Source organism: Bacillus thermozeamaize (genome assembly GCA_002159075.1).
GTDB lineage: Bacteria > Bacillota > Bacilli > ZCTH02-B2 > ZCTH02-B2 > Bacillus_BB > Bacillus_BB thermozeamaize.
Genome location: LZRT01000067.1, coordinates 69,904 through 87,342, shown reverse-complemented (window position 1 = coordinate 87,342; position 17,439 = coordinate 69,904). Strand labels below are relative to the sequence as shown.

Below are 17,439 nucleotides of genomic sequence, written 5' to 3'. Positions count from 1 at the left end.
GTTCCTGCATTTTGCGTAAGTACTCGCGACGGCTTTGTAGAGACATTCTCACGTCACATCCCCTCAGTAAGATTTTGACGTGAGCGATCCACAATCCTTTCGGTAAGATTTTACCTGAGTGATCGCGGGTAGTTGACACTCCCCTTCCCCTGATGCTACACTATCAAAGTATGCGATGATGCCATGCTTTGGAGGCTGATCATGTCTTTTGAAAAGATCAAACAGGCGGGTCAGTTCGTTGTCGGCGTGAAGCAGACGACCAAAGCGATCGAGCAGGGACGGGCGCGTGAAGTGATGATTGCCCGCGATGCGGAACACCGTGTTGTCGCGAAAGTGATTCAACTGAGCCAGGAAGCGGGGATTCCGATCACCTATGTCGACTCCATGCGGAAACTGGGGGAAGCATGCGGGATTGATGTAGGCGCGTCGACAGTGGCCATTATTGAGTAAAAGAGGGGTTGCGGCGCACCGGCGCAGCAGACCCTGGATTTTCTGTGCTTCCTGGAATGGCGCTTCCTGAAAATGTTTAGATGAACCGCCTGGATCTGTGGACTTGGCATGGAACGGCAAGCCGCCGGGAAAGAAGCAGATGGGTTTGGGAGGTGAACGAAATGCCTACAATGAATCAACTGGTTCGCAAAGGACGCAAGGCCAAGGTGGTCAAATCCAAGTCGCCCGCGCTACAAAAGGGCTACAACAGCTTCAAGAAGGTGCTCGTGGATCTGTCTTCGCCGCAAAAGCGGGGAGTTTGTACCCGTGTGGGCACGATGACGCCGAAGAAGCCGAACTCGGCTCTGCGGAAATACGCGCGGGTGCGCCTCAGCAACGGCATTGAGGTAACCGCTTATATCCCTGGAATCGGCCACAATCTGCAAGAACACAGCGTGGTTCTGGTTCGCGGCGGACGGGTGAAGGACCTGCCTGGCGTGCGGTACCATATTGTCCGTGGCGCATTGGACGCGGCGGGTGTGCAAAACCGGATGCAAGGGCGCTCCAAATACGGAACCAAGAAGCCGAAGGAGAAGAAGTAATCACTGGGAAAGGAGGGCGGATGCATGCCGAGAAAGGGACCGGTACCACGTCGTGATGTCATGCCAGACCCGATCTACAACAGCAAGCTGGTTGCCAGGCTGATCAACCACATCATGAAAGACGGCAAGAAAAGCGTCGCGCAACGGATTTTATATGAGGCCTTTGAACTGATTCGCCAGCGTACCGGCAAGGATCCGATGGAAGTGCTGGAACAAGCGCTGAAAAATGTCATGCCAGTTCTCGAAGTTCGGGCGCGCCGCGTAGGGGGAGCCAACTATCAGGTTCCTGTTGAAGTGAAGCCGGAACGGCGTCAGACCTTGGGATTGCGTTGGCTGGTTCAATACGCCCGGCTGCGGGGAGAGAAGACGATGCAGGAACGCCTGGCTGCGGAAATCATCGACGCTGCCAACAATACCGGCGCTGCGGTCAAGAAGAAAGAAGACACGCACAAGATGGCGGAAGCCAACAAAGCATTTGCCCATTATCGCTGGTAAGGCTTGCTCCGCGATACCCTATACGGAAGCGAAAGGAGAAGATAGAAAGTGGCAAGGGAATTCTCCTTGCAAAACACCAGGAATATCGGCATCATGGCGCACATCGATGCCGGGAAAACCACCACAACCGAGCGCATCCTCTTCTACACCGGGCGGGTGCACAAGATCGGAGAAACCCACGAAGGTGCTGCCACCATGGACTGGATGGAACAGGAGCAGGAACGTGGGATCACGATCACTTCGGCAGCAACCACCTGCCAGTGGAAAGGTCATCGCATCAATATCATTGACACCCCTGGCCACGTGGACTTTACGGTCGAGGTGGAGCGCTCCCTGCGGGTATTGGACGGTGCCGTGGCTGTTTTTGACGCCAAGGCTGGCGTGGAGCCCCAGTCAGAAACGGTTTGGCGCCAGGCGGATAAATACCATGTGCCCCGGATTGCCTACATGAATAAAATGGACACGATTGGCGCGGACTTTTTCAGCGCGATGGAATCGTTGCGCACGCGCCTGCAGGCCAATCCGGTCGCGATCCAGCTTCCCATCGGTGCGGAAGATACCTTTGTCGGGATTGTCGACCTGATTGCGATGAAGGCATACATCTACAAGGATGATCTCGGGAAAGAAATCGAAGTGACCGAGATTCCGGCAGAGCTTCAGTCCCAGGCGGAGGAATACCGCAACAAACTGGTGGAAGCCGTCGCCGAGCTGGACGAGGAATTGATGATGAAATACCTGGAAGGCGAGGAGCTGACGGAAGAAGAGATCAAGCGCGGCTTGCGGAAAGGCACGATCAACGTCGAACTGATCCCCGTTCTGTGCGGTTCCTCCTATAAAAACAAGGGTGTTCAGCTGTTGCTCGATGCGATCGTCGAATATTTGCCGTCTCCGTTGGACATTGCCAACGTCAAGGGCGTGACCCCCGACGGCGAGGAAGCCGAGCGGCATTCCGACGACAATGAGCCGTTTGCGGCTTTGGCGTTCAAACTGATGAGCGACCCGTACGTCGGAAAGCTGACCTACTTCCGGGTCTATTCGGGAACGCTCAATTCCGGCACGTACGTCCTCAATTCCACCAAGGGCAAACGGGAACGCATCGGCCGGATTCTGCAGATGCACGCCAATCACCGCGAGGAGATTCCGACCGTGTATGCGGGGGATATTGCGGCGGCTGTCGGCCTGAAGGATACCACCACCGGAGATACCCTTTGTGACGAAAAGGCGCCGATTATCCTCGAGTCGATGGAATTTCCGGATCCTGTGATCTCCGTCGCCATCGAGCCGAAGACGAAGGCGGACCAGGATAAGCTGGGATTGGCGCTGTCCAAGCTGTCAGAAGAAGATCCCACCTTCCGGACCCATACCGATGAGGAAACGGGCCAGACCATCATTGAAGGAATGGGTGAGCTTCACCTTGAGGTGATCGTGGATCGCTTGCACCGTGAGTTCAAGGTGGAAGCCAACGTGGGCAAGCCGCAGGTGGCTTACAAGGAAACCATCCGCAAGCCGGCCAAGGTGGAAGGCAAATTTATCCGTCAGTCTGGCGGACGCGGACAATACGGGCATGTCTGGATCGAGTTTGAGCCGCTTGAACGTGGACAAGGATTCCAGTTTGAAAACCACATTGTCGGCGGTGTGGTTCCGAAAGAGTATGTGCCGGCCGTTCAGGCGGGGATTGAAGAAGCGATGCAAAACGGCATCCTTGCCGGCTATCCTGTGATTGACCTGAAAGCCAAGTTGGTGGATGGATCCTATCACGAGGTCGACTCATCCGAAATGGCCTTCAAGATTGCTGCGTCGATGGCGCTCAAGGCGGCAGCCGCCAAGTGCGATCCCGTCCTTCTGGAACCGATGATGAAAGTGGAAGTGACCGTTCCAGAAGAGTACATGGGCGACATCATGGGCGACATCAATTCGCGTCGTGGCCGCATTGAAGGGATGGAGGCGCGCGGCAATGCGCAGGTGATTCGCGCCTACGTGCCGCTAGCCGAAATGTTTGGCTACGCGACGACGCTTCGCTCCAAGACGCAGGGCCGTGGCACCTATGTGATGCAGTTTGACCACTACGAAGAAGTGCCGAAGAGCATTGCTGAAGAGATCATTGCCAAGAACAAAGGTGCCTGACAGAGACTTCCGCCTCATGCGCGTCAACCATTCGCCGCCGCCTTGTCCGACATTTTCAGGCAGAAGGAGGCAGGGAGCGGGTTGGCCGCATGAAGGCTCCATGATCATATGCCACAAACAATCCATCTAATCGATGAAAAAAAGTCATTTTAAATAGTAAGGAGGAAACGATTCATGGCAAAAGAAAAATTCCAGCGCACCAAACCCCACGTCAACGTAGGAACCATTGGACACGTTGACCATGGAAAAACCACGCTGACGGCTGCAATCACCCACGTTTTGGCGCGTCAGGGCAAGGCGCAGGCGTTTGCCTACGACCAAATCGACAAGGCGCCGGAAGAGCGTGAGCGCGGGATTACCATCTCCACATCCCACGTGGAATATGAAACAGATAATCGTCACTACGCACACGTTGACTGTCCGGGACACGCCGACTACGTGAAAAACATGATCACCGGCGCCGCCCAGATGGACGGTGCCATCCTCGTCGTGTCCGCTGCAGACGGCCCGATGCCGCAAACCCGCGAACATATTCTGTTGTCCCGCCAAGTGGGCGTGCCGTACATCGTCGTCTTCTTGAACAAGTGCGACATGGTGGACGACGAAGAGTTGCTGGAACTGGTTGAGATGGAAGTGCGCGACCTGCTCAGCGAATACGACTTCCCGGGCGACGAGATTCCGGTGATCCGCGGTTCCGCTCTGAAAGCTCTGGAAAATCCGGACAGCGAGTGGGGCGAGAAGATCATCGAGCTGATGAAAGCGGTGGATGAATACATCCCGACGCCGCAGCGGGAAATCGACAAGCCGTTCATGATGCCTGTCGAGGACGTGTTCTCCATTACCGGTCGCGGTACCGTGGCCACCGGACGCGTGGAGCGCGGTGTTGTCAAGGTATCGGATGAAGTGGAGATCGTCGGTCTCTCCGATGAAATCAAGAAGACGGTGGTCACCGGTGTGGAAATGTTCCGCAAGCTCCTCGACCAAGCGCAGGCCGGCGACAACATCGGCGTGCTGCTGCGCGGTATCGACCGGAAGGAAGTAGAGCGCGGACAGGTTATCGTCAAGCCTGGCAGCATCAAGCCGCACACCAAGTTCCAAGGTGAAGTTTACGTCCTGACCAAAGAAGAAGGCGGCCGTCACACCCCGTTCTTTAACGGCTATCGCCCGCAGTTCTATTTCCGTACCACTGACGTGACCGGCGTTGTGAAACTGCCGGAAGGCACGGAAATGGTGATGCCGGGGGACAACGTCACATTGAGCGTTGAGCTGATTGCTCCCATCGCTATTGAAGAAGGAACCCGCTTCGCGATTCGTGAAGGCGGCCGGACGGTCGGAGCCGGTGTTGTGACCAAGATTGAAGCCTAAAACATCAACAGAATGAACGGGAAGCCGGCGGCGATGAGCACCTGCATCTTGCAGGTGCTCTTTGCATGTACAAGCTTGGAGCAAGTCCCGGAACTTCTCTTGCGTGTACCCATCTCTTCCGATATAATGTTGAATGTTGGTCTCTACGGGACGCGATGAAGCGGGAGGTTGCCGACACGCCCGGGTGCATTGTCATGGGCAAGGGAAATTTCCGCAGAGTATGTCCGTTTTTAAAATGGGCGAAAAGGAGGGACAGACATGGCAAAACAGAAAATCCGCATCCGTTTGAAAGCTTACGATCACCGCATTCTGGATCAATCGGCGGAAAAAATCGTGGATACAGCCAGACGTTCAGGGGCACAGGTGTCTGGGCCGATACCACTGCCGACGGAAAGGTCTGTCATTACGATTTTGCGGGCGGTTCACAAATACAAAGATTCCCGTGAGCAATTCGAGATGCGTACCCACAAACGGCTGATCGACATCATCAGCCCGACGCCGCAGACGGTAGACGCACTCATGCGTTTGGATTTGCCTTCTGGCGTCGACATTGAGATCAAGCTCTAAAGAACAATGTTGGTTATGGAGGTGAGACGAGATGATGAAAGGCATTTTGGGGAAAAAGCTGGGCATGACCCAGGTTTTCACAGAGGATGGGAACGTGGTTCCGGTCACCGTGATCGAAGCGGGGCCTTGCGTTGTCTTGCAGAAAAAGACGCCGGAAAAGGATGGATATGTTGCCATTCAGATCGGGTTTGAAGACAAAAAGGAGCATCGGGCCAACAAACCGGAAAAAGGTCATGCCGCCAAAGCGGGAACGACGCCGAAGCGTGTGATTCGCGAAATCAGAAACGTCGACCTGGACAGTTACGAGCTGGGACAGGAGATCAAGGTGGATATCTTTTCCGAAGGGGAACTGGTGGACGTCACCGGGATTTCAAAGGGGAAAGGTTTTGCCGGTGCGATCAAGCGGCACAACCAGTCACGGGGTCCGATGGCGCACGGTTCGAAGTATCACAGGGGCCCTGGTTCGCTTGGAGCGATTGCACCCAACCGCGTGTTTAAAGGAATGCCCCTGCCGGGCCGCATGGGCGGCGATCGGGTGACGATTCAAAACCTGGAAGTGGTCAAGGTCATCCCGGAAAAAAATCTCATCCTGGTCAAGGGCGCTGTTCCCGGAACCAGGAAATCCTATGTCACGATCAAAAGCGCCATCAAACAGGTGCAAAAACAGCAAGCGAAAGCGTAGTGCTCGAGAGAAAGGGGGATCCACATGGCGAAGGTGGCTTTGTACAGAATGGATGGAACGCAGGTGGGCGAGTTTGAACTGCGGGATGACGTGTTTGGCATCGAGCCCAACGAACACGTGCTGCATTCTGCAGTCGTCATGCAACTGGCAGGCAGACGCCTGGGAACCCATGCCACGAAAAACCGCGCTCGCGTCCGTGGCGGAGGCAAAAAACCGTGGCGGCAAAAGGGTACCGGCCGTGCTCGCCATGGCAGCATTCGCTCGCCGATTTGGGTAGGCGGCGGCACCGTATTTGGGCCGACACCGCGCAGTTACGCCATCAAACTGCCGAAAAAGGTGCGGCGCCTTGCGATCAAGTCGGCGCTGTCGGCCAAGGTTCGGGATAACCAGTGTCTTGTCCTGGAAGAGCTGAAAATGGAGCGTCCGCGCACCAAGGACATGGTCAACGTGCTGAAAAACCTGAACCTGGACAAAAAGGCGCTGTTTGTCAGCGAGAATCCGGACGAAAACCTGATCCTTTCAGCGCGGAACATCCCCGGTGTCAAAGTGGTGGGCATCGATGGGATCAATGTTCTGGACGTACTGCATCACGACCAGCTCATCCTGACCAAGGAGGCTGCGGTTAAAGTAGGGGAGGTGCTGGGAGGATGAAGACGCCGTACGACATTATCATTCGTCCTGTGATCACGGAGCGGAGCACGGATTTGCAAGAGATGAACAAGTACGTCTTTGAAGTGGATAAAAAGGCCAACAAGACCGAGATTAAACAGGCCATCGAAGCGATTTTTGGCGTCAAGGTGGCCAAGGTGAATACGGCTATCGTGCCGCGCAAGCCGAAGCGCTATGGACGGTACAGCGGATACACAAAAGAGTGGAAAAAAGCGATTGTCACACTGGCACCTGACAGCAAGAAGATCGAAATGTTCGAGGTCTAACGCAAGGCAAATCACGAGGAGGGAATCGCATGGCCATCAAAAAATACAAACCCACCTCGCCTGGCCGGCGGAACATGTCGGTTTCTGCCTTTGAAGAGATCACGACCGACAAGCCGGAAAAAAGCCTCCTGGAGCCGCTGCCGAAAAAGGCGGGACGCAACAACCAGGGGAAAATCACGGTTCGCCATCAGGGCGGTGGGCATAAGCGGAAGTACCGGATTATTGATTTCAAACGCAACAAGGATGGCATACCCGGACGCGTTGCCACCATTGAGTACGACCCAAACCGGACGGCCAACATCGCCTTGATTCATTACGCAGACGGTGAAAAACGGTACATCCTGGCGCCGGTCGGGCTGAAGGTGGGCGACACGATCATGTCCGGGCCGGATGCGGATATCAAGGTTGGCAATGCCCTGCCCATGAAGCACATTCCGGTTGGAACCATCATTCACAACATTGAATTGAGGCCAGGCAAGGGCGGCCAGTTGATTCGCGCGGCAGGTGCGGAAGCGCAACTGTTGGGCAAGGAAGGCAACATGGTCATCGTGCGCCTGAAGTCGGGAGAAATGCGTTACATTCACGGTGACTGCCGGGCCACCATCGGGCAGGTAGGCAACGTGGATCACGAGAATATCCGCATCGGGAAGGCAGGACGCGCGCGCTGGCTGGGCATTCGGCCGACGGTTCGCGGTTCGGTGATGAACCCCAGCGATCACCCGCACGGCGGTGGCGAAGGAAAGGCGCCGATTGGACGCAAGCACCCGGTCACGCCTTGGGGCAAACCGACGCTGGGATACAAAACGCGGAAGAAAAACAAGCCATCGGATAAATACATCATCCGTCGTCGCACCAAATAAGAGCGCCTGAAGACAGGTGCGGATCCAACTTAGAGACGATGAACGAGGGGAGGTATTGGCATGGGACGCAGTCTGAAAAAAGGCCCTTTTGTGGATGAACACCTGATGAAAAAGGTGCAGGAGTTAAACAGCAAGAACGAAAAGCGGGTCATCAAAACCTGGTCGCGCCGTTCGACGATTTTTCCGGAATTTGTCGGCCATACCTTTGCGGTGCATGACGGCCGCAAGCATGTGCCAGTCTACGTCACCGAGGATATGGTGGGGCACAAGCTGGGCGAGTTTGTGCCGACAAGGACGTTTCGCGGGCACGCCGGCGACGATCGGAAAACCGGAAAACGCTAATTTGAAACACAGCGAAAGGAGGTCGCTCGTAGATGGCAGAAAAGGTAGAAGAAAAGGTTGAAAAAGAAGGCGTGTCGGAAGCAAGGGCCATCGCTAGATATGTACGGATCGCGCCGCGCAAAGTCCGCTTGGTGGTCGACCTGATCCGGGGGAAACATGTGGCGGAAGCCCTGGCGATCCTTCGCCATACGCCGAAGGCGGCGTCTCCCGTAGTGGAAAAGGTGCTGAATTCTGCTGTTGCCAATGCGGCCCATAATTACAACATGAATCCCAATAACCTGTACATCTCCAAAATTTATGTCGACGAAGGCCCGACATTGAAACGGTACAGACCGCGCGCCATGGGACGTGCCAGCCGGATCAACAAGCGGACCAGCCACATTACCGTCGTCGTCAGTGAGAAAAAGGAGGGATAACTTTTGGGTCAGAAGGTAAATCCAAATGGATTGCGCCTTGGAATCATCCGCGACTGGGAATCGAAATGGTATGCGGACAAGGATTATGCCACCCTGTTGCATGAAGACATCAAAATTCGCGATTACTTGAAAAAGCGCCTGTATGAAGCCGGCATCTCCAAAATCGAGATCGAACGGGCAGCCAACCGTGTCAATGTAACCATTCATACGGCCAAACCGGGTATGGTGATCGGAAAAGGCGGCTCCGAAGTGGAGAACCTGCGGCAGGCTCTGACCAAAATGACGAACAAGCAGGTGCACATCAACATTCAGGAAGTGAAGCAACCTGAGCTGGATGCAACGTTGGTGGCAGAGTCCATTGCGCAGCAGCTGGAACGCCGGATCTCATTCCGTAGGGCAATGAAGCAAGCCATTCAACGTGCCTTGCGCGCAGGCGCCAAAGGAGTCCGGACCACTGTGAGCGGCCGTCTGGGCGGCGCGGAGATCGCGCGCAGCGAGGGATACAGTGAAGGAACGGTGCCCTTGCACACCCTGCGGGCCGACATTGATTACGGAACCGCTGAGGCACATACCACCTATGGCCGCATCGGCGTCAAAGTGTGGATTTATAAAGGTGAAATTCTTCCGGAACGAAACCGGCAACGGGTTGAAACAGAAAGCAAAAGCTGAAAGCTAAAGAACGGGGAAGGGGGTCAACCAGATGTTAATGCCCAAAAAGGTGAAATACCGCAAGGAACAACGCGGCCGGATGAAAGGGAAAGCCAAAGGTGGCACAGAGGTGGCATTCGGCGAATACGGTTTGCAGGCTCTGGAGCCCGCCTGGATCACCAACCGTCAGATCGAAGCCGCGCGGGTTGCGATGACGCGTTATATGCGCCGGGGCGGAAAGGTGTGGATCAAGATCTTTCCATCCAAACCAGTCACGGCAAAGCCGCTTGAAGTGAGGATGGGAAGCGGCAAGGGATCGCCCGAACACTGGGTCGCCGTTGTCAAGCCGGGGAAGATCCTGTTTGAGATTGCGGGTGTTCGCGAAGAAGTGGCGCGGGAGGCAATGCGCCTGGCATCCCATAAACTGCCGATCAAAACCAGGTTTGTCAAACGCAGTGAAATGGGTGGTGAGGCAGATGAAAGCTAATGAATTCAGGAACATGGCCACCAGTGAGCTGGAGCAACAGGTAAAGAAGCTGAAGGAGGAGCTGTTCAACCTTCGCTTCCAACTGGCAACCGGACAACTGGACAATCCTGCCCGCTTGCGTCAAGTGAGAAAAGACATTGCACGTGCCAAAACCATACTCCGCGAAAGGGAGTTAGGGATTCGCTGATGGCGAAAGGAGGAAATCAGGTGGCTGAAGAGCGTAACCGTCGTAAAGAATTGATCGGACGGGTGGTCAGTGACAAGATGGACAAAACCATTGTCGTGAGCGTCGAAACCTACAAGCGCCACCCGTTGTACAAAAAGCGCATCAAGTACACCAAAAAATACAAGGCGCACGACGAAAACAACCAAGCCAAGCAGGGCGATTTGGTACGGATTATGGAAACGCGCCCGTTGTCCAGGCACAAGCGCTGGCGCCTTGTTGAGATCATCGAAAAATCGGTCACCATCTGACGGACATGCAGGATTTCGCAGATTCCGTGGTGCGGTTTGTCTGTAAAGGCTGAGTGCAGTTGAGTGCAAAGGAGGGACTTTCATGATACAGCCGCAATCCCGGCTCAAAGTGGCCGACAACACGGGTGCCAAGGAACTCATGTGCATTCGCGTGATCGGGGCCTCCGGGAAGAAGTATGCCAACATCGGCGACGTGATCGTTTGTTCCGTCAAGGATGCAACGCCCGGGGGGGTTGTCAAGAAGGGGGACGTTGTGAAGGCAGTTGTCGTTCGCTCGGTGCGCGGCGCCAGGCGTCCCGACGGTTCGTATATCCGTTTTGACGAAAATGCCGCTGTCATTATCCGGGATGACAAGAGTCCGCGTGGGACGCGGATTTTCGGGCCGGTTGCCCGTGAATTGCGGGATCGGAATTTCATGAAGATCATTTCGCTGGCTCCGGAAGTAATCTAACGCTCTAATCAGCGGAGGAGGTGTGGCTGATGCACGTGAAGGCAGGAGACACGGTCAAGGTGATCGCCGGTAAGGACAAAGGAAAGGTCGGCCGAATTCTGAAAGCATATCCGAAAAAGCAGCGTGTGCTGGTTGAAGGGGTCAATCTCGTCAAGAAGCACGCCAAACCATCCCAGGCCAACCCGCAGGGCGGGATCATCCAGCAGGAGGCGCCCATTCACGTATCCAATGTCATGCCTTTGGATCCGAAAACGGGAGAACCGACTCGCGTGGGATATAAAGTGATGCCGGACGGCAAAAAGGTGCGTATCGCAAAAAAATCCGGTGAACCATTGGACAAATAAGCCGGTATCAGGCGAAGAAAGGGGGAAGTGACAATGGCACCAAGGCTGAAGGAGAAATACAGAAATGAAGTCGTTCCAAGCCTGATGAAAAAATTCAACTACAAATCCGTCATGCAAGCCCCCAAGATCGAGAAAGTGGTGATCAACATGGGGGTTGGCGAAGGTGCCACCAATGCCAAGGCGATTGACAGTGCGGTCGAGGATCTGAAGGCCATCACAGGCCAAAAACCGGTTGTCACCCATGCGAAAAAATCGATTGCCGGATTCAAGATCCGCAAGGGGATGCCCATTGGGGTCAAAGTCACCTTGCGCGGCGATCGGATGTACTATTTTCTCGACAAACTGTTCAACATTGCCCTGCCGCGGGTGCGGGACTTCCGGGGAGTGCCCGACAAGTCGTTTGACGGGCGCGGAAATTACACGCTTGGCTTGCGGGAACAGTTGATCTTTCCGGAAATTGATTACGACAAGATCGATAAAGTGCGCGGCATGGACGTGGTCATCGTCACCACGGCCGAGACGGATGAAGAGGCGCGGGAGTTGCTGGCGGAAATGGGAATGCCTTTTGCCCGCTAATCAGCGCACCGGCAGAACAACAGCAGCCGTAAAGGAGGGTGGAACAGCGTGGCCAAAAAATCGATGATTGTCAAACAAAAGCGCAAGCAAAAATTCAAGGTTCGCGAATATACCCGCTGTGAACGCTGCGGAAGACCGCATGCCGTCCTGCGCAAGTTCAAGCTGTGCCGAATCTGCTTCCGCGAATTGGCGTACAAAGGACAGATTCCCGGCGTCAAAAAAGCCAGTTGGTAGTGGTCAGTTTGTGAAAGGAGGGGTTTGAATGTCGATGACCGATCCGATTGCCGATATGCTGACGCGCATTCGCAACGCGGTACTGGTTCGTCATGAAAAAGTGGAAATTCCCGCATCCAAAATGAAACGCCGAATTGCCGAGATTCTCAAAGAAGAAGGGTTTATCAAGGATGCGGAGTTTATTGACGATGGCAAGCAGGGCATCATCCGCATTTTCCTGAAGTACGGTCCAAACAATGAGCCGGTCATCACAGGGCTGAAGCGGATCAGCAAACCTGGCTTGCGCGTATACGCCAAACATGAAGAATTGCCCCGGGTCCTCAGGGGATTGGGAATTGCCATCATCTCCACCTCGCAGGGCGTGATGACGGACAAACAAGCGCGCCGAGCCGGTATCGGCGGAGAAGTGATCTGTTACATCTGGTAATGAAAGTCCATGGCAAGGAGGTGTAGACATGTCTCGGATTGGGAGAAAACCGATTGACATTCCCGCTGGCGTGGAAGTGAAACTGAACGGACACGAAATATCTGTGAAGGGGCCCAAAGGAGAACTGACGCGGCAGTTGCACCCTTCCATGAAGGTGACGATTGAAAACAACCAGATCGTGGTCGAACGGCCTTCCGATAAAAAGGAACACCGCGCGTTGCACGGAACGACACGCAGCGTCATCGCCAACATGGTGGAGGGTGTGACCAACGGTTTTGAAAAGCGCCTCGAACTGGTGGGAGTCGGATATCGGGCCAGCAAGTCCGGCAACAAGGTCGTCCTCAACGTCGGTTTCTCGCATCCGGTCGAAGTGGAACCGGAACAGGGGATCGAATTTGAGGTGCCGGAGAACACCAAGCTGATCGTCAGGGGAATCGACAAGGAACGGGTTGGCGCCATGGCCGCCAAAATCCGTGAAATCCGCAAGCCGGAGCCTTACAAGGGGAAAGGCATTCGGTATGAAAATGAGCGGATTCGCCGCAAGGAAGGGAAAACTGGCAAGAAGTAATCGGGGCTAGCAGGAAGGAGTGATGACCGATGATCGCGAAGGAACCAAGAAACAAACTGCGCAAGCGCAGACATCTGAGAGTGCGCAAAAAAGTGTCCGGGACGCCGGAACGTCCGCGCCTGAATGTATTTCGCTCCGCAAAGCACATTTACGCACAACTGATTGATGATGTCGCGGGACGGACGCTGGTGGCCTCATCGACACTGGATCCGCACCTTCGTGAACAACTTTCCAGCACCGGAACCGGAAATAAAGAGGCAGCCAGGCTGGTCGGGGAACGGATCGCGAAACTGGCGATTGAAAAAGGGTACAAGAAGGTCGTGTTTGACCGTGGCGGATACCCCTATCACGGACGGGTCCAAGCCCTGGCTGAGGCCGCAAGAGAGGCCGGACTGGAATTTTAAATCGTGAATTGAAGGAGGGACATGCGTGAAGATCGACCCCAATGCTTATGAACTAGAAGAGATCGTGGTTCAAGTGAACCGGGTGGCCAAAGTGGTCAAAGGTGGCCGTCGCTTTAGCTTCAGCGCTCTGGTTGTTGTCGGCAACCGCAACGGCATCGTGGGGGCAGGCCTGGGGAAAGCGGCGGAAGTTCCGGACGCCATTCGCAAGGGCGTGGAAGATGCGAAAAAGAACCTGATTCAGGTTCCTCTCGTGGGAACCACCCTGCCGCATGACATTATCGGTCATTTTGGCGCCGGGAAGGTGCTGATCAAACCGGCCGCAGAAGGTACGGGCGTGATCGCGGGGGGACCGGTGCGGGCTGTGCTGGAACTGGCCGGCGTCAAGGATGTCCTGACCAAGTCTCTCGGTTCCAACAATGCCATCAACATGGTCAATGCGACGCTGGATGGCCTGCGGCGGATGAAACGCGCGGAAGAAGTGGCCAAATTGCGCGGCAAAACGGTCAAGGAACTGTTCAGCTGAAAACAGTCCAAAACCGAGCCACTGAAAATCTGCGTCTGAAACAGTGGATGCAAGGATGTTTGCTGCGTTGAAGGAGGGGTGTAGATGGCGAAAAAACTGCAAATTACGCTCAAGCGCAGCTTAATCGGCCGGACGCCGAAACAGCGGGCCACGACCGCGGCTTTAGGCTTGCGGAAAATCAACCAGGTTGTGATCCATCCGGACAATCCGGCCATTCGCGGCATGATCGACAAGGTCAAGCATATGGTGGAAGTTAAGGAGATCGAAGAGTAATCCATACGGGACAGACGAGGAGGTGTCATGCGTGAAATTACATGAACTACAGCCTGCTCCTGGTTCGCGCACGCCGCGCAAGCGCGTCGGAAGAGGAACGAGCTCCGGACACGGGAAAACCTCAGGGCGAGGGCAAAAAGGGCAAAAGGCGCGTTCCGGCGGCGGCACGAGACCCGGTTTTGAAGGTGGCCAAAACCCGCTGATTCGCCGTATTCCGAAGCGAGGCTTTACCAATCCGCATAAAAAAGAGTATGCAACCGTCAAAGTGGAAGAGCTGAACCGATTTGAGCAAGGTACCGTCGTTACTCCGGAATTGCTGAAAGAAAGCGGGCTGATCAAGCAGATCAAGGATGGTGTGAAGATCCTCGGCAACGGAGAGCTGAACGTCCCCCTGACCGTGAAAGTGCATAAATTTACCCGTACAGCGGTCCAGAAGATTGAAGCTGCAGGCGGAAAAACTGAGGTGATCTGATGTTTGAGACCCTCTCGAACATTTTTCGCATCTCCGACTTGCGGCGGCGGATTTTCTATACGCTCATGATCCTGGTCGTTTTCCGGATTGGCTGCTTTATTCCTGCCCCCAACATCAACGTCGATTTGCTGAACTTTGAATCCAACAACATCTTTGGCTTCCTGAACGTGTTTGGCGGCGGGGCGCTGGAGAACTTCTCCATCTTCGCGATGGGGGTTTACCCCTACATTACCGCTTCGATTATCGTTCAACTGCTGGCGATGGATGTCGTGCCCAAGTTCGCCGAATGGGCCAAGCAAGGCCAGGAGGGCCGGCGGAAATTGGCCCAGTTTACCCGGTATTTTACGATCGTCCTTGGACTCATTCAGGCCTTTGGAATGACGATCGGATTCAACCGCGTCTTTCCGGGGCTGGTCGAAAATCCCGGGTTTGGCACCTACCTGCTGATCGTCCTGACCTTGACAGCAGGAACGGCCCTTTTGATGTGGATGGGTGAGCAAATCAACGAAAAAGGGATCGGAAACGGGATTTCGATCATCATTTTTGGCGGGATTGTGGCCGGACTCCCGAATGCGGCCAGAGCGATTTACGCTTCCGAGTTTTTCGGCGCGTCTGATCAATGGTTCCTGAACCTGGTGAAGGTCTTGGCCATTCTTCTGGTAGTCATCGCCATCATCGTTGGCGTCATTTTCGTCCAACAGGGGATCCGGCGGATTCCCGTGCAATACGCCAAGCGCGTGGTGGGGCGCCGGATGTATGGCGGCCAGATGACGCATCTGCCGATTCGTGTCAATGCCGCCGGCGTGATTCCGGTGATCTTTGCGATGGCATTGCTGATCTTTCCCTCCACCATTGCCAGCTTCTGGCAAGGCCATGCGGTAGCTGACTGGATCATCGAACATTTCAATTACAACAGGCCCTTGGGGATGTTTTTGTATGTCCTGTTGATCATCGGCTTTACCTACTTCTACACCTTTGTCCAGATCAACCCGTCGCAGCTGGCGGAAAACCTGAAGAAAAACGGCGGCTATATCCCGGGCGTGCGTCCCGGTAAGGCCACGGAGGCATACGTGATGGGCGTGCTGAACCGGATCACGTTGACAGGTGCGCTGTTTCTGGCGGCGGTTGCCATCCTCCCCGTGTTTTTCACGGCGGTGACCAACCTGCCGCAAACCGTGCAGCTGGGCGGCACTTCGCTCCTGATCGTGGTCGGTGTGGCATTGGATACGATGAAGCAAATCGACAGCCAATTGGTCAAACGCCACTACAAAGGGTTCATTAAGTAACCCGGGTTGGAGGGATGACGGATGGAGATCGTGTTGATGGGATTGCCGGGGGCAGGGAAAGGGACACAGGCAGAGGTGATCGTCAGCCAATACGGCGTTCCACACATTTCGACGGGCGACATGTTTCGCCAGGCGGTGGCCGAAGGGACTGAACTGGGGAAAGAGGCCAAGGCCTATATGGATGCGGGAAAACTGGTGCCTGATGAAGTGACGATCGGCATCGTCCGGGAACGTTTGATGAAAGAGGATTGCAGGCCAGGTTTTTTGCTGGACGGTTTTCCGCGGACGGTCGAGCAGGCCAAGGCGTTGGATGAAACACTGCAAAGCCTTGGGCGTAAACTGGATCATGTGTTGATGATTCAGGTCAGAAAAGAAATCTTGCTGGAACGGCTGACAGGACGGCGGGTCTGCCGGCAATGCGGCGCGACCTACCATGTGGCATTTCACCCTCCCAAGCAGGAGGGAATCTGTGACCGGTGTGGGGGAGAGCTCTACCAGCGGCAGGATGATGCACCGGAAACCGTGGCTACTCGTTTGGAAGTCAATCTCGCCCAGATGGAACCGATCTTGGCGTTTTATGAAGAACGAGGATTGCTCCGGATCGTGGATGGGGAACAGGAGATTTCGGCCGTCACCCGTCAGATCATGAACCTGTTAGGGAGCGAAGCGCAGTGATCATCCTCAAGTCAAAAGAAGAAATCGAAACGATACGGGAAGCTGGCCGTATCGTGGCATTGACAGCGGCGGAGGTGGCCAAGGCGATCCGTCCCGGCGTGACGACCAAGGAACTGGATGCGATTGCCGAGGCGTTTATCCGCTCGCACCATGCCAGACCCTCCTTTAAAGGATACCGGGGTTTTCCGGGAAGTATCTGTGTATCTGTCAACGAAGAACTGGTGCATGGCATTCCGGGTTCACGCCTTTTGCAGGAGGGGGATATTGTCACCCTGGATATCGGCGCCGAAGTTGACGGATACCATGCAGATTCAGCGTGGACCTATCCTGTTGGGGTTATTTCCGATGAGGATCGACGATTGCTGGAAGTGACCGAACAGGCCTTGTATGAAGGCTTGAAACAGGCCAAGCCGAACAATCGGTTGTCAGACATCTCACACGCGATTCAAGTCACGGTGGAAGCAGCAGGTTTTTCGATTGTACGGGAATACGTCGGCCATGGAATCGGGCGGAGTCTGCATGAAGACCCGCAGATTCCCAACTATGGCCCGCCCAACACCGGACCACGCCTGAAACCGGGAATGGTTTTGGCGATTGAACCGATGGTCAATGCCGGACAACGTTTTGTAAAAACCCTCCATGACAATTGGACCGTTGTCACCGTGGATGGTTCGCGTTGCGCCCACTTTGAGCACACCATTGCCATTACGGACACCGGTCATGAGATCCTGACGATCGCCTGAAAACCTTCCCAGTCAATCGAAAACCACCTATCAGGAG

At 55.0% G+C, this 17,439-nt stretch carries 29 protein-coding genes; all 29 read left to right on the top strand.

What is annotated here, in order from left to right; translation table 11 throughout:
* Positions 1 to 201: 201 nt before the first annotated feature.
* The 29 genes from BAA01_11225 to BAA01_11085 all read left to right on the top strand — a co-directional run bounded on the left by BAA01_11225 (position 202) and on the right by BAA01_11085 (position 17,402).
* Positions 202 to 450: a ribosomal protein L7Ae-like protein gene (locus BAA01_11225; protein OUM87996.1), complete on the top strand. Its 249-nt coding sequence runs from the start codon at positions 202 to 204 to the stop codon at positions 448 to 450.
* 161 nt (positions 451 to 611) lie between these two features.
* Positions 612 to 1,031, top strand: coding sequence for a 30S ribosomal protein S12 (locus BAA01_11220; protein OUM87995.1), 420 nt, complete (start codon positions 612 to 614; stop codon positions 1,029 to 1,031).
* Between the two features lie 24 nt (positions 1,032 to 1,055).
* On the top strand, positions 1,056 to 1,526 hold the full coding sequence (locus BAA01_11215; protein ID OUM87994.1) for a 30S ribosomal protein S7: 471 nt from the start codon (positions 1,056 to 1,058) through the stop codon (positions 1,524 to 1,526).
* Positions 1,527 to 1,574: 48 nt separating this feature from the next.
* Entirely contained in the window at positions 1,575 to 3,650 is a 2,076-nt protein-coding gene (locus tag BAA01_11210) for a translation elongation factor G (protein ID OUM87993.1), read from the top strand.
* A gap of 174 nt (positions 3,651 to 3,824) precedes the next feature.
* On the top strand, positions 3,825 to 5,015 hold the full coding sequence (locus BAA01_11205) for a translation elongation factor Tu (protein ID OUM87992.1): 1,191 nt from the start codon (positions 3,825 to 3,827) through the stop codon (positions 5,013 to 5,015).
* A 258-nt stretch (positions 5,016 to 5,273) separates the two neighbouring features.
* Entirely contained in the window at positions 5,274 to 5,582 is a 309-nt protein-coding gene (locus tag BAA01_11200; protein ID OUM87991.1) for a 30S ribosomal protein S10, read from the top strand.
* A 31-nt stretch (positions 5,583 to 5,613) separates the two neighbouring features.
* Positions 5,614 to 6,264, top strand: coding sequence for a 50S ribosomal protein L3 (locus tag BAA01_11195; GenBank protein OUM87990.1), 651 nt, complete (start codon positions 5,614 to 5,616; stop codon positions 6,262 to 6,264).
* A 24-nt stretch (positions 6,265 to 6,288) separates the two neighbouring features.
* Complete coding sequence (locus BAA01_11190) at positions 6,289 to 6,915, top strand: 50S ribosomal protein L4 (GenBank protein OUM87989.1); 627 nt, start codon at positions 6,289 to 6,291, stop codon at positions 6,913 to 6,915.
* A complete protein-coding gene (locus BAA01_11185) occupies positions 6,912 to 7,199 on the top strand; it encodes a 50S ribosomal protein L23 (GenBank protein ID OUM87988.1) in 288 nt (95 codons plus the stop codon). The genes BAA01_11190 and BAA01_11185 overlap by 4 nt, the downstream gene beginning before the upstream one ends.
* A gap of 29 nt (positions 7,200 to 7,228) precedes the next feature.
* Positions 7,229 to 8,059 carry a 50S ribosomal protein L2 gene (locus tag BAA01_11180; GenBank protein ID OUM87987.1) on the top strand — a complete coding sequence of 277 codons (831 nt, stop codon included), beginning with the start codon at positions 7,229 to 7,231 and terminating at the stop codon, positions 8,057 to 8,059.
* A gap of 60 nt (positions 8,060 to 8,119) precedes the next feature.
* Positions 8,120 to 8,401 (top strand): 30S ribosomal protein S19, encoded by a 282-nt coding sequence (locus BAA01_11175; protein ID OUM87986.1) that lies wholly within the window; start codon positions 8,120 to 8,122, stop codon positions 8,399 to 8,401.
* 32 nt (positions 8,402 to 8,433) lie between these two features.
* Positions 8,434 to 8,817, top strand: a complete 384-nt coding sequence (locus BAA01_11170) for a 50S ribosomal protein L22 (protein OUM87985.1) — start codon at positions 8,434 to 8,436, stop codon at positions 8,815 to 8,817.
* Between the two features lie 3 nt (positions 8,818 to 8,820).
* Complete coding sequence (locus tag BAA01_11165; GenBank protein OUM87984.1) at positions 8,821 to 9,486, top strand: 30S ribosomal protein S3; 666 nt, start codon at positions 8,821 to 8,823, stop codon at positions 9,484 to 9,486.
* Positions 9,487 to 9,517: 31 nt separating this feature from the next.
* Positions 9,518 to 9,952, top strand: a complete 435-nt coding sequence (locus BAA01_11160; protein OUM87983.1) for a 50S ribosomal protein L16 — start codon at positions 9,518 to 9,520, stop codon at positions 9,950 to 9,952.
* Entirely contained in the window at positions 9,942 to 10,139 is a 198-nt protein-coding gene (locus BAA01_11155; protein ID OUM87982.1) for a 50S ribosomal protein L29, read from the top strand. Before BAA01_11160 ends, BAA01_11155 begins: the two co-directional genes overlap by 11 nt.
* Complete coding sequence (locus BAA01_11150; GenBank protein OUM87981.1) at positions 10,139 to 10,426, top strand: 30S ribosomal protein S17; 288 nt, start codon at positions 10,139 to 10,141, stop codon at positions 10,424 to 10,426. Before BAA01_11155 ends, BAA01_11150 begins: the two co-directional genes overlap by 1 nt.
* Before the next feature lie 82 nt (positions 10,427 to 10,508).
* On the top strand, positions 10,509 to 10,877 hold the full coding sequence (locus BAA01_11145) for a 50S ribosomal protein L14 (GenBank protein OUM87980.1): 369 nt from the start codon (positions 10,509 to 10,511) through the stop codon (positions 10,875 to 10,877).
* 29 nt (positions 10,878 to 10,906) lie between these two features.
* Positions 10,907 to 11,221, top strand: coding sequence for a 50S ribosomal protein L24 (locus BAA01_11140; GenBank protein ID OUM87979.1), 315 nt, complete (start codon positions 10,907 to 10,909; stop codon positions 11,219 to 11,221).
* 33 nt (positions 11,222 to 11,254) lie between these two features.
* Positions 11,255 to 11,797 (top strand): 50S ribosomal protein L5, encoded by a 543-nt coding sequence (locus tag BAA01_11135; GenBank protein ID OUM87978.1) that lies wholly within the window; start codon positions 11,255 to 11,257, stop codon positions 11,795 to 11,797.
* A 48-nt stretch (positions 11,798 to 11,845) separates the two neighbouring features.
* Complete coding sequence (gene rpsN / locus BAA01_11130) at positions 11,846 to 12,031, top strand: 30S ribosomal protein S14 (GenBank protein OUM87977.1); 186 nt, start codon at positions 11,846 to 11,848, stop codon at positions 12,029 to 12,031.
* Between the two features lie 28 nt (positions 12,032 to 12,059).
* The gene (locus tag BAA01_11125; GenBank protein OUM87976.1) at positions 12,060 to 12,458 is read left to right on the top strand and encodes a 30S ribosomal protein S8; all 399 of its coding nucleotides are present in this window, start codon (positions 12,060 to 12,062) and stop codon (positions 12,456 to 12,458) included.
* A gap of 28 nt (positions 12,459 to 12,486) precedes the next feature.
* Positions 12,487 to 13,026: a 50S ribosomal protein L6 gene (locus BAA01_11120; GenBank protein OUM87975.1), complete on the top strand. Its 540-nt coding sequence runs from the start codon at positions 12,487 to 12,489 to the stop codon at positions 13,024 to 13,026.
* Positions 13,027 to 13,055: 29 nt separating this feature from the next.
* On the top strand, positions 13,056 to 13,430 hold the full coding sequence (locus tag BAA01_11115; GenBank protein ID OUM87974.1) for a 50S ribosomal protein L18: 375 nt from the start codon (positions 13,056 to 13,058) through the stop codon (positions 13,428 to 13,430).
* Between the two features lie 25 nt (positions 13,431 to 13,455).
* Positions 13,456 to 13,953, top strand: a complete 498-nt coding sequence (locus BAA01_11110; protein OUM87973.1) for a 30S ribosomal protein S5 — start codon at positions 13,456 to 13,458, stop codon at positions 13,951 to 13,953.
* An 84-nt stretch (positions 13,954 to 14,037) separates the two neighbouring features.
* Entirely contained in the window at positions 14,038 to 14,226 is a 189-nt protein-coding gene (locus BAA01_11105; GenBank protein ID OUM87972.1) for a 50S ribosomal protein L30, read from the top strand.
* A 31-nt stretch (positions 14,227 to 14,257) separates the two neighbouring features.
* Entirely contained in the window at positions 14,258 to 14,698 is a 441-nt protein-coding gene (locus BAA01_11100; GenBank protein OUM87971.1) for a 50S ribosomal protein L15, read from the top strand.
* The gene (locus BAA01_11095) at positions 14,698 to 15,984 is read left to right on the top strand and encodes a preprotein translocase subunit SecY (protein OUM87970.1); all 1,287 of its coding nucleotides are present in this window, start codon (positions 14,698 to 14,700) and stop codon (positions 15,982 to 15,984) included. Before BAA01_11100 ends, BAA01_11095 begins: the two co-directional genes overlap by 1 nt.
* Before the next feature lie 21 nt (positions 15,985 to 16,005).
* Complete coding sequence (locus tag BAA01_11090) at positions 16,006 to 16,659, top strand: adenylate kinase (GenBank protein ID OUM87969.1); 654 nt, start codon at positions 16,006 to 16,008, stop codon at positions 16,657 to 16,659.
* Entirely contained in the window at positions 16,656 to 17,402 is a 747-nt protein-coding gene (locus BAA01_11085; GenBank protein OUM87968.1) for a type I methionyl aminopeptidase, read from the top strand. Before BAA01_11090 ends, BAA01_11085 begins: the two co-directional genes overlap by 4 nt.
* The last annotated feature ends 37 nt before the right edge of the window (positions 17,403 to 17,439 follow it).